Below are 11,664 nucleotides of genomic sequence, written 5' to 3' on the forward strand. Positions count from 1 at the left end.
AGGGAACCATGGGGCTGATGTCCTGGCTGCGCGGCGGCCGTTCCACAAGCGGTGCCCCGTCCCCGGCCAGGGAAGACAATCCGCGGCCGGACCGGGGCGACCGCGTCGATGTGAACCGGCTGGCACCCGTCCAGCGGTCCGTGACCGAGCAGGACCTCGTCATCGACCCCGGTGGATTCCAGGCGGCCCTGGCCACCCGGCAGGAGACCGCGCTCGGCACCCCACTGGGCCATCTGGTCAGCCCGGAGGCGCCCGCCGGCCTCGTGCACGGCGTCGCCGACGCAGCGCCGGGAAGCCCCGCCCCCGCCGTGCAGCGGGTCGTCGAGATGCCGTTGCGGCCGCAGAGCCGGACCGGTCCCGTCGCAGTCGCTGTTCAGCGCGGTTACGGGGACAGCGCACCGGCCCTGACTTCCGCCGAGGCCTCAACAGCCGCGGCCGGACTGCCCGTTCGGCAACTCGTCGGCGAGCAGCCCCTCGTACCGCGCATGGAACAGGCCGGGCCGCCGGAATCGGGGACGGATCCGGCGGCGGGGACTGCGACCGGGCCCGCGTCGGGGACGGACGCGCAGGCCGTTCAGCGTGTCGTCGCATCACCACCGGCGCAGCCGCCCCGGCGCGTGCCAGGACTCGGGGCGCCGCTGCCGGGTCTGCCGCCGACCGCGCAACGGCAGGCTGCTCAGTCTCCGGCAGCTCAGCCGCCGCTGCCCCGGCCGCCACTGGTTCAACGCGAGGTCGCACCGGTATCGGCGCCGCCGCCGGGCGGTCCGGCCGATCCCGGTGACGGCGGGGGGCCGGTGGATCCGCAGCCGGCCGAGGCTTCCGCGGGGGCGGAGTCCGCTGAACCGGTCGCCCCGCTGCTCGGAGACGACCCCTTGACCGGTGCGGTGGCCGGGGGAGAGGGACCCGGGGGAGACGAGTCCGGGGGGAACAGTCCCGCAGCCGACCCGGCCGCTACGCCGGCCTTCCCCGTCCAGCGCTCCATCGCCGCGCCGGACCCGGTGCCCGGGACCGGAGCCGGGCTGCCGACCGCCCCCTTGCTCGGGGACCGCCCGCTGTCCCTCCGCGCCGCCGAGGGCCCGGACCGTTCCGGTCCGTCGGCCGGGGCGGTGGTGCAGCGTTCCGCCGGGGGCGGCGGAGCATCGCGGCCCTCACTGCCGGACGGGCCGTCCGGGAATGTGTCCGACGGCGTTCCCGTCCGTTGGGTCACCGCGGATCCGGGTATGCCCTCCGCGTCGTCCGCAGCGCCGTTGCCGGCTGCGGCAGTCCCCTTGCAGCGGCACACCGGCGGCGGGCCGCCCGTACCGGGATCCGCGCCGGTCTCCGGCGCCGGACCCGGGGCTCGCGGCGGCTCCCGCACGCCCCTGCCCACGGCCGGTGCCTTCGCGGTCGCGGCCGGGGTCGCCCAGCGCATGGCCGACGGCAGCGTCGTCTTCGGTTCCGCGCCGATGAGCGGCACCTCACGGCCGGTCGTCCAGCGGGATTCGGAGATCGCCGAGGAGCCGCCACCGTTACCGGAACCCGAGCCCGGCCCCGTACCGGAACCGGAGGGGGACGCGGGGCCGGAGGCAGGACCCGCGGCCGGCGAGGGAGGGACCGGGCCGGAGACCCGCGCCGGGGCACCGGCCGGCCAAGGCGCGCCGCCCGTCACCGACGAACTGGTCCGGGCCCTCTACGCACCGCTCAGCCGTCTCCTCAAGGCCGACCTCCGCCTCGAACGCGAACGCGCCGGATACCTCATCAACACCCGCCACTGAGCCAACGATCGAGAGGCACGTGCCATGGCCACCGCCCCGGACGACGACCCCGCCGTCAGCGTCTGCTTCGTCGTGACCATCGACGACATCGAACTCGGGTCGTTCAACACGTGCGACGGACTGGGCTGCGAAGTCGTGCTCGAAACCCGCGAGGAGGGCGGCAACAACGGTCACCTCTGGCAGCTCCCGACCCGGCTGAAGTACTCCAACGTCAAGCTCTCCCGCCCGCTCACCCGGGAAACGGAGAAGGTGGCGCGCTGGTTCGCCACGATGACGACCGGGTTCAGCCGCAAGACGGCGCACATCGAGGCGCGGACCGGCGACGGGCGGAAGGTGGCCCAGTGGGGGCTGCTGGAGGTCGTACCCGTGCGCTGGACAGGTCCCTCGTTCACCCCGGAATCGCCGAAGGTCGCGATGGAGACGATCGAGATCGCCCACCACGGCTACGTGATGGAGGGCTGAGGGGCGTGAGTGGTGCGGGACCCATCGCCTTCAGCGCGGCCGGCACGTCCGGCGTGGCGTCCGCGGCGAAGGGCGGCTCGGCCAGGCCCAAGCTGGAGCACGCGTACCTGGAACTGCGGACGCCCCCCACCGGTGGCGGACTCACGCCCGGCGGCCCGTGCGGACGGATCGACTTCCAGTTCAATCCCAAGGAGCTGAGCCTGACGAAGGCCGCCTCGTGGAAGCGCACCCCGGCCAAGGGGGCGAAGAGCTCCGGGCCGCCGGAGTACCAGGGCTCGCAGCCCAGCAAGCTCACCGTCGAGATGTTCTTCGACGCCAGCGACACCCAGGACACCCGGGTCGTGACCTCCGTGGAGCAGCTGTTCGCCTGCTGTGTGCCGACGAGCGAGACCCGGCAGCAGCAGCGGTCGTCACCGCCGTGGGTGGTCTTCCACTGGGGAGGCCTCACCGGATTCCCGGGTTACGTGAGTCAAGTCGCGGCGAAATACACGCTGTTCACGACCTCCGGGGTGCCGATCCGGGCCGTCTGCCAGGTCACCATGGAGGAGATCAGCGGGGAGACACCCGGCCAGAACCCGACATCGGGCGCGCTGGCCTCCCGGCGCGTGCACCGGGTGGCGGCAGGGGACTCGCTTCCCTCGCTGGCCCACCGGGAGTACGGGGACGCCGGCGCCTGGCGCGTCATCGCCGAGGCGAACGGCATCGACGACCCGATCCGGCTCCGGCCCGGGACGCAGCTCCTGCTGCCCGCGCTCGACGAACTGAGCCGGATGGACGACGACAAGGACCGGAGGCCGGGCCGATGACGCAACAGGGCGTCGCCAGCGCGCTGATGGTGGAGTTCGCAGGCACACCACTGCCGCCGAAGTTCCTGAACACCCTGGTCGAGGGGTACGTCGACGACAGTCGTACGCTCCCCGACCTGTTCCTGCTGCGGTTCCGGGACCCCGACCGCGTGCTGCTGGAACAGACCGGCCTGAAGATCGGCAGCGAGGCCCGGCTGCTGGCCAGGGCGGGCGGTGACACGGCCCCGAAACCGCTGCTCGAAGGCGTGGTCACGGCCCTGGAGGTGGAGCTCGACGAGACCGGCACGTTCACGGTGGTGCGCGGACTGGACGAATCGCACCGGCTCCTGCGCGGCAGGCGGGTCGCCAGCTACCAGAACATGACACTGGCCGACATCTGCGGGCAGGTCGCCCAGCGCGCCGGACTGAAGCCGGGAAACGTGGACGTCGCCGGACCCGTCATCGAGCACATCGCCCAGCCGAACGTCACCGACTGGGAGTTCGTGCGCGGACTCGCCGAGGAGGCCGGCGCTCAGGCCTACGTGCGCGACGGGGAGCTGCACATCACCCGGCCCGCCGAGGCGAGCGGGGCCCCCGACGGCTCCGCGCGCGCCGGCGGCAACCCACTCGTCCTGGAACTGGGCGACAACCTGCTGCGCTGCCGCGCCGGGGTGTCGGCCGCGGAGCAGGTCTCCGAGGTGGAGGTCCGCGGCTGGGACGTCCAGGCGAAGGAGGCCCTGGTGGGCAGGGCCCCGGCCGGCACCTCGTCGACGCTGGAACTCGGGGTGACGGCGGCGGAGGTCTCCGCCCCGTTCGGCGAGGCGCGGTTCGTCGTGACGGATGCGGCGTACGGGGCGCAGGCACAGGTGGACCAGGCGGCGAAGGCACTGGCCGAGCGGATCGCCGGCTCGTTCGCCGAGCTGGAGGCGGTGATCCGGGGGAACCCCGAGGTCAGGGCGGGAAGCGCGGTGGCACTCAACGCGGTGGGCGCCCCGTTCGAGGGCCGGTACACCGTCACGTCCTCACGTCATGTCTTCGACGCCGTACGCGGCTACGAGACGTGGATCACCGTGTCCGGGCAGCAGGAGCGCTCCCTGTTCGGGCTCACCGGAGGCGGCGGGCCGGGTGCGGCGGGACTGCCCGGGGGCGGCGGGCGCTGTACCGGGCTGGTCAGCGGGACGGTGACGGACACCCAGGACCCGGAGGGGTCCGGGAGGGTGAAGGTGCGCTTTCCCTGGCTGTCGGACGAGTACGCGAGCGACTGGGCGCGCACCGCGCAGTCCGGCGGGACGGGCGGCGGCGAGGCCTTCATCCCGGAGGTCGGGGACGAGGTGCTGGTCGGGTTCGAGCACGGGCATCTTGACCGGCCGTACGTACTGGCGGGGCTGTACAACGGGAAGGACCGCCCCGGTGGCGGTGGCGGTGGCGGTGGCGGAGGCGCCGCGGGTGGTGGGCCCGCCGCCCCGGCCGGTGCGGCGGCTCCCGGTGGCGGGAGTGACCTCGTCGACCCCACCACCGGCGCGGTGAACCGCCGCGCGTTCGCGTCCAAGGGCGGAAATCAACTGGAGCTGCTGGACGCGGCGAACGGCCCTCAGGGGGTCCGGCTGAGCACCGGTGACGGAAAACTCACGATCGACCTGGACCGCCGGGGCACCGCCATCGTCATCGAGAGCGACGGAAGAGTGACGATCGAGGCCAAGGAGAAGGTCTCCATCAAGGCGGCCGAGGGAGTCGCGCTGGACGCAGGCGGCGGGCCACTGGAACTCACCGGGGACAGCGTCACGCTGACGTCCCGCAGCGGCGTGACCCTCGACGGTGGGAACGGCAAGGTCGCACTCTCCACCGGCGGCGCGGTGGAGGTCCAGGGAGGGCAGGTCACGGTCAACGGCAGCCGGCGCACGGACGTCACGAGCGGCGGCTCGGTCTCCGTCAACGCCCCGTTGATCAAGCTCAACTGACGTACCGCAATCAGTGGAACAGGAGCACACCGCATGCCGTCAGCAGCCAGAGCAGCCGCACGGGTCACCGACCCCACCGGCCACCCCGGCACGGTCGGGCCGCCCGGCGTGATGTCGGTGCTGATCGGCGGGAAGCCCGCCGCCACGGTGGGCACCACCCACCAGTGCGCTTCCCCTCTCGTACACCCGCCGTCCGTGATCATTCCGCCCGGCTCCACCACCGTGCTGTTCGGCGGGAGCCCGGCTGCCCGGGTCGGGGATCTGAGCGGCTGCGGATCCCCGGTCGTGTCGGGCTGCGCCACTGTGCTGATCGGGGGCTGAGCCGGTATGGGAGAGCAGTTCATCGGCGCAGGCTGGGCGTTCCCGCCGCGTACGGACGCCACCGGGGCGATCGCCCTGGTGCGCGGCGAGCGGGAGCTGGAGGAGTCGATCCGGCTGATCCTGGCGACCTCCCCCGGCGAGCGGCCGATGCGGCCGGAGTTCGGCTGCGCCGTCAACGACTACGTGTTCGCGCCTGCCGACGCGGGTACGGCGGGCCAGCTCGCGTACGAGGTACGGCTGGCGCTGGAGCGCTGGGAGCCCCGGATCGAGGTGGCCGAGGTCACCGTCCGGTTCGACGAGGCGGACAACGGGGTCCTCTACATCGACATCGGCTACACCGTGCGCGGCTCCAACGACCCCCGCAACCTCGTCTTCCCGTTCTATGTGATCCCGCAGCACGCACAGGAAACGAGCCACGACGACGAGGAGGCAGGCGCGTGACGCTGCCCAGTCCCCATCTGGACGACCGCCGCTTCCAGGGCCTGGTGGACGAGGCCAAGCGCCGGGTCCAGCAACGCTGTCCCGAGTGGAGCGACCACAATGTGTCGGACCCGGGCGTCACCCTCATCGAGGCGTTCGCGGCCATGGTCGACCAGCTCGTCTACCGGGTGAACCGGGTACCGGAGAAGAACTACCTCACCTTCCTCGACCTGATCGGGGTCCAGCTGCACCCGCCCACGGCCGCACGGACCGAGGTGACGTTCCGGCTGTCCGCCCCCCGGCCCGACCCGGTGGTGGTACGTGCCGGCACCGAAGTGGCGACCGTCCGTACGGAGACGGAGGAAGCGGTCGTCTTCACCACCAGCAGCCAGCTGACCATCGTCCCGTGCGCCTTCGCCCACCTCGCCACCTGGCCCGCGTCCGGGCAAGTGGCCGACCGCACGGAGGAGTTGGCGATCGGCCGCGATGTGGCCTGCTTCGCGGACACTCCTGCTCCGGGGGACTGCCTCTATGTGGGGCTGTCGGCGGCCGTGCCGGCGGGAGTCGTCGTCCTGCGGCTGGACTGCAAGGTCGAGGGCGTCGGCGTCGATCCGCTGCGGCCCCCGTTGGTCTGGGAGGCGTGGGACGGAGCCGACTGGGCGGGCTGCGAGGTGGAGAAGGACGACACCGGCGGCTTCAACCGCTCCGGCGAACTGATCCTCCATCTGCCGGCGACACACACCCCGACCGCCGTGGCGCGGCACACCGGCGGCTGGCTGCGCTGCCGCCTGATCGAGGCGGAGCCGGGACTGCCGACCTATCTGGCACCGCCCGTCGTCCGCCGGGTCGCCGCCTTCACGATCGGCGCGACCACGGCCGCCGAGCATGCCGAAACCGTTGCCGACGAGGTGCTCGGCGCGGCGGAGGGCGTGCCGGGCCAGGTGTTCGCACTCGCCCGCCCGCCGGTGGTCCGCGGTGACTTCGTGGTCGAGGTGTCCGACCCCGCGAACGGGCCGGAGTACACCCGGTGGACCCGGGTCGACGACTTCGCGCACTCCGGCCCGGAGGACCGCCACATCACGCTCGATCCGAACTCCGGCCGGGTCGAGTTCGGACCTGCCGTACGGGAACGGGAGGGCGGCATCCGCTACTACGGCGCGGTCCCCGCGAAGGGAGCCACCGTACGGGTGCGTTCCTACCGCACGGGCGGCGGGCTGCGCGGCAACGTCGCCCGCTCGACGCTGAAGGTCCTGCGCAGCGCGATCCCCTATGTGGCACGGGTGGAGAACCGCCGCCAGGCGCTCGGCGGCGTCGACGGGGAGAGCGTCGACGCCGCCCGGGTGCGGGGACCGATGACCCTGCGCACCCTGCACCGGGCCGTCGTCCCGAACGACTACGAACTCCTGGCCCGCGAAGTCGCCCCGGACGCGGCACGCGTGCACTGCATCCGGGCCGGTGCGTCCGCGGACGGGACCGGGGACGACAACGACGGGTCCGCCAACGGGGTGCGGCTCCTCGTCGTACCGGCCGGACGCAGCGATGAGCAGGGCCGGATCGAGTTCGACGAGCTCATCCCTCCCGCGGACACGCTGCGCCACATCGCCGGGTATCTGGAGGCGCGGCGCCCGATCGGGGCCCGGCTCGCCGTCGAGCCGCCGTTCTACCAGGGCGTCACCGTCGTCGCCTCGGTGCAGGCCGAGCGCGGAACGGTCCCCGAACGCGTACGGGAGGCGGCGCTCGCAGCCCTGTACGGATACTTCAACCCGCTGTCCGGCGGGCCCAACGGGCAGGGCTGGCCCTTCGGCCGGCCGGTCCAGTCGGGCGAGGCGTTCGCCGTGCTCCAGCGGGTGCCGGGGGTGGACCTCGTGGAGGACGTACGGCTCTACCGCGCCGATCCCGTGACCGGAGTACGTACCGACGCCACCACCAAGATCCCGCTGGACCGGCACGCGCTGGTCTTCAGCTACGAACACCAGCTCCGGGTGAGGGGAGCCTAGGACGATGCGTACCGGTGTGACCGGCCTCCCGACCCCCCACCCGCTGATCGAACAGCTGCCGGCCGTCTACCTGGAGCAGGACTTCCTCCAGCGGTTCCTCGCCGCACTCGACGACGTGCTCGCCCCGGTCCTGCTCACGATCGACAACCTGCCCGCCCACCTGGACCCGCGCAGCGCCCCGGAGGACTTCCTGGGGTGGCTGGCCCAGTGGGTCGCGGTGGAACCGCACGAGGACGCTCCGGCCGACCGGCGGCGGGCGGAGATACAGGGCGCGGTCGCCCGGCACGCCCGGCGCGGGACGGCGGGCGGGCTGGCCGAAGCCGTGCGGCTGGAGACCGGTGCGGAGCCGGAGATCACCGAGAGCGGCGGCACGGCCTGGTCGACCGTGCCGTACACCGCTCTGCCCGGCGGGCCGCGCGCCTGGGTGACGATCCGGGTCCGGGGACAGGAGGGCCGGGCGATCGACCGGGTGCGGCTGGAGGAGCTCATCGGCACGGAGGTCCCGGCCCATGTGGGCTTCACACTGGAGATCCTGCCCCCGGTTGGGGGCGCGGGGGGTGCTGCGCAGTGATCTGCGAGTCGTGTGGGCACAGGAACGCGCCGGGGCGGGAGTTCTGCTCGTCCTGCGAGGCGTTTCTGGCGTGGGAGCCGGATGAGAGGGACGGGCCGGAGCCCGTGGGGCCGGTGGCCGTCGCGCCGGAGCCCGTGGGGCCGGTGGGGCCGGTGGGCGGCCCGACCGGTCCGTCCGGGGCGCCGGCGCCGGCGCCGTCGGCCCCGGGGCCCGGACAACTCCCCGGACACGGGCACGGCCCCGGACATGGCCCCGGGCCGGCGCAGGTTCCCGTTCCTGGCCCGGGATACGGTCCTGGCCCGGGATACGGTCCTGCGCCGGTTTCTGCTCCCGGCCCGGGGCCCATTCCGCCGGCCGCTTCGCCAACCGTTTCGCCAACCGTTTCTCCGGTCGGTTCGCCAGTCGTTCCGCAGGCCGCCCGCCCGACCGCTTCCCCCGTCGTTCAGGCGCCCGATTCCGTACGGATACCACCGCCCCCATTGACGGCACCGGCCCCTTCGTCGCCGGCAGCGGCGGCGCCCCGGCGCCCCGGGGACGCCCCGGACGGGCCGGCGCCCGGCCCCGCGGCCTGGGCGCCCGGCGAGGAGCCCGGCGCCCCCGCATCGTCGGCTCCGGCGGCCGTTGGCGTACCGGTGGTGTGCCCCAACTGCCGTACGGAGAACACGCCTGACCGCACGCTCTGCATCCATTGCGCGCTGCTCCTCGATCCGGGAGCACCTCCCGCAGTCCGCCCGCCCTGGTGGCGCCGGATCTTTCGCCGGGGGCCGCGCAAGGCCCATGTCGCCGGTACACGGCCGCCACGGGCCCGTCGCAGGCCCCGGATCATGCTGCCGATCCTCCTGCTCCTGCTGCTGACCGGAATCTGGTTCGCCCTGCCGCATCTGCCCGGCCTCCTCGGGTTCGCCAAGGAGGAGACGGGGGCGCCGGAGGCGTTGCCGCCCTCGGCGTTCCGCAGTTCCGGCGCGGCGTCCGGACACGGGGCGAGTGCCGCCTTCGACGGCTTCAACAACCGGTACTGGGCGGTGCGGGAGACCGGTGACGGCGCGGGGGAGTACCTGGAGTGCGACTTCGCGCAGCCCGTTCGTACGCTGAAGATGGTGGTGTTCTCCGGGACGTCCGCGCGCAAGGACGAGTTCCTCACGCAGGCCAGGCCGGCTCGGATCACCGTGGTCCTGACCTCGAAGGACGGCAAGGAGACCAGGCGGACGATCCCGCTGAAGGACCAGGCGGGTCAGCAGACCTTCGATACCCGGGGCACGGACATCGTGCGGGTCCGGCTCACGGTCGACTCCGCCTTCGGGACCGGCAAGGGCCGTCGAGTGGCCGTCGCCGAGGTCGAGTTCTTCGGCCACCGGTCCTGACGGAGCAGGGAGAGCCGGTCAGGGCAGAGTGGCTCGGGGAGCCGCTGAGACACGTCCGTGAGCCGACACGGGCCGGCCCATCGGACAGGGCGCCGGCCGCCGGCTCGGGGCTCAAGGCGCCGCACCCTGGGCGAGGCGCGGCCGCGCAAGGCGTGCCTCGCTTGCGGCCGGGCGGCGGGCGGGGCAGGGTTCCGGGGTGTGGCCACTCTCCTGATCGTGCATCACACGCCCTCGCCCAACTGCCAGGCGCTGTTCGAAGCGGTCGTCTCCGGTGCGACGACCGACGAGATCGAGGGCGTCCGGGTCGTGCGGCGCGCGGCGCTCGCCGCGACCGCGTCCGACGTGCTCGCCGCCGACGGCATTCTGCTCGGGACCCCGGCCAATCTCGGCTACATCTCCGGCGCTCTCAAGCACTTCTTCGACCAGGTCTACTACCCGTGCCTGGACGCGACGCGAGGCCGTCCCTTCGGGTACTACGTGCATGGCGGCAACGACGTCACCGGGGCCGTGCGGGCCATCGAGTCGATCACCACCGGACTGGGGTGGCGTCGCGCGGCGGACGCCGTGACGGTGACGGGGGAGCCCGCCAAGGCCGATATCGAGGCGTGCTGGGAGCTGGGGGCGACTCTCGCCGTCGGCCTGACGGACTGACCCGGCGGCATCGTACGGGCCCGTGCCGGTGTCACCGGCACGGGCCCGTACGATGCCGCCCCGCGATCCGCCCGCAGGACGGGCGAAACACGCCCCGCAGCGGCTTCCAGCCGCCTTCCCACCCCTCTGACGTGCGGTGATGGCACCCGCTTGCCGGTCTCAGGGTTGCCGCTAATGTCGATATGTAGGCCATAAGCGCATTTTCGTTTCCGCGCTCTCCCGGTGGAGGGGAGGCGCCGTACGAGAAGGAGCCTCCCATGACCCGTACATTGCGGAGCGCGATAGCCCTGGCCGGAGCGGCAGCCCTGTCACTCGGAGTGGTGGCGACGAGCGGCGCCGCGCAGCCGGGAGCGGGCCGCGCGGCCGACCAGGTGAAGATCGGTCTGCTGCTGCCCGAGAGCAAAACCACCCGGTACGAGAAATTCGACCGCCCCTACATCGAGGACAAGATCAAGGAACTCGCCCCCGGCGCCCAGATCGACTACTACAACGCCGCCGAGAGTGCCACCACGCAGCAGCAGCAGGTGAACACCGCCCTCGCCAAGGGCGACCAGGTGCTCATCCTGGATGCCGTGGACGCCAAGTCGATCCAGTCCTCCGTGCAGAAGGCGCGGGACGCCGGTGTGAAGGTGGTGGCGTACGACCGGCTCGCACAGGGCCCCGTCGACGCCTACGTCTCGTACGACAACCACAAGGTCGGCGAGTTGCAGGGCAAGGCACTGCTCGCCGCACTGGGCGACAAGGCCGGCAGCGGCGAGATCGTCATGCAGAACGGCTCACCGACCGACCCGAACGCCGCCGAGTTCAAGGCAGGCGCCCACTCCGTCCTCGACGGCAAGGTGAAGATCGGCAAGGAGTACGACACCCCGAACTGGGACCCGAACAACGCCAACCAGCAGATGGCGGGCGCCATCAGCGCACTCGGCAAGGACAAGATCATCGGCGTGTACTCGGCCAACGACGGCCTGGCCGCCGGTATCGCCACCGCACTCAAGGCGGCCGGCATCAGCGTTCCGCTGACCGGGCAGGACGCCCAGCTGGACGCGATCCAGCGGATCCTGGCCGGCACCCAGACCATCACCATCGAGAAGCCGTACAAGCCGGAGGCGGACACCGCGGCCGCGATGGCGGTCGACCTGGCCCAGGGCAAGGCCATCCCCAAGTCCCTGACGCCGATCACCGTCACCAGCGGCAGCGGCCAGAAGGTCCCGGCCAAGCTGCTGACGCCGGTCGTGGTCAACAAGGACAACATCAAGGAAACCGTCGTCAAGGACGGCCTGTACACCGTCGATGAGATCTGCACTCCCGCCTACGCCGACGCCTGTGCGAAGGCCGGCCTCCAGTAACCCCGGCTCCACGCAACCGGGCGAGCCGCACCGCGCGG

Annotated in this window: 11 protein-coding genes; all 11 read left to right on the forward strand. The window is 72.7% G+C overall.

Annotated features, from left to right (window positions below):
• Positions 1–8: 8 nt before the first annotated feature.
• The 11 genes from OG782_RS35125 (at position 9) to OG782_RS35175 (ending at position 11,626) form a co-directional block, all read left to right on the forward strand.
• Positions 9–1,754, forward strand: a complete 1,746-nt coding sequence (locus OG782_RS35125) for a hypothetical protein (RefSeq protein WP_406458067.1) — start codon at positions 9–11, stop codon at positions 1,752–1,754.
• A 24-nt stretch (positions 1,755–1,778) separates the two neighbouring features.
• On the forward strand, positions 1,779–2,216 hold the full coding sequence (locus OG782_RS35130; RefSeq protein WP_351002529.1) for a phage tail protein: 438 nt from the start codon (positions 1,779–1,781) through the stop codon (positions 2,214–2,216).
• Between the two features lie 5 nt (positions 2,217–2,221).
• Complete coding sequence (locus OG782_RS35135) at positions 2,222–3,022, forward strand: peptidase M23 (protein WP_406458070.1); 801 nt, start codon at positions 2,222–2,224, stop codon at positions 3,020–3,022.
• Positions 3,019–4,959: a VgrG-related protein gene (locus OG782_RS35140; RefSeq protein WP_406458072.1), complete on the forward strand. Its 1,941-nt coding sequence runs from the start codon at positions 3,019–3,021 to the stop codon at positions 4,957–4,959. The genes OG782_RS35135 and OG782_RS35140 overlap by 4 nt, the downstream gene beginning before the upstream one ends.
• A 33-nt stretch (positions 4,960–4,992) precedes the next feature.
• Positions 4,993–5,280 (forward strand): PAAR domain-containing protein, encoded by a 288-nt coding sequence (locus OG782_RS35145; protein WP_406458074.1) that lies wholly within the window; start codon positions 4,993–4,995, stop codon positions 5,278–5,280.
• Between the two features lie 6 nt (positions 5,281–5,286).
• The gene (locus OG782_RS35150) at positions 5,287–5,721 is read left to right on the forward strand and encodes a GPW/gp25 family protein (protein WP_406458076.1); all 435 of its coding nucleotides are present in this window, start codon (positions 5,287–5,289) and stop codon (positions 5,719–5,721) included.
• The gene (locus OG782_RS35155; protein ID WP_406458078.1) at positions 5,718–7,697 is read left to right on the forward strand and encodes a putative baseplate assembly protein; all 1,980 of its coding nucleotides are present in this window, start codon (positions 5,718–5,720) and stop codon (positions 7,695–7,697) included. Before OG782_RS35150 ends, OG782_RS35155 begins: the two co-directional genes overlap by 4 nt.
• A gap of 4 nt (positions 7,698–7,701) precedes the next feature.
• Entirely contained in the window at positions 7,702–8,268 is a 567-nt protein-coding gene (locus OG782_RS35160) for a phage tail protein (protein ID WP_406458080.1), read from the forward strand.
• A gap of 824 nt (positions 8,269–9,092) precedes the next feature.
• Positions 9,093–9,629: an NADase-type glycan-binding domain-containing protein gene (locus OG782_RS35165; protein ID WP_406458082.1), complete on the forward strand. Its 537-nt coding sequence runs from the start codon at positions 9,093–9,095 to the stop codon at positions 9,627–9,629.
• Between the two features lie 198 nt (positions 9,630–9,827).
• Positions 9,828–10,280: a flavodoxin family protein gene (locus tag OG782_RS35170; protein ID WP_406458083.1), complete on the forward strand. Its 453-nt coding sequence runs from the start codon at positions 9,828–9,830 to the stop codon at positions 10,278–10,280.
• A gap of 257 nt (positions 10,281–10,537) precedes the next feature.
• Positions 10,538–11,626, forward strand: a complete 1,089-nt coding sequence (locus OG782_RS35175) for a sugar ABC transporter substrate-binding protein (RefSeq protein WP_406458085.1) — start codon at positions 10,538–10,540, stop codon at positions 11,624–11,626.
• Positions 11,627–11,664: the final 38 nt, after the last annotated feature.

The sequence above is a fragment of the Streptomyces sp. NBC_00876 genome (assembly GCF_045207435.1).
GTDB lineage: Bacteria > Actinomycetota > Actinomycetes > Streptomycetales > Streptomycetaceae > Streptomyces.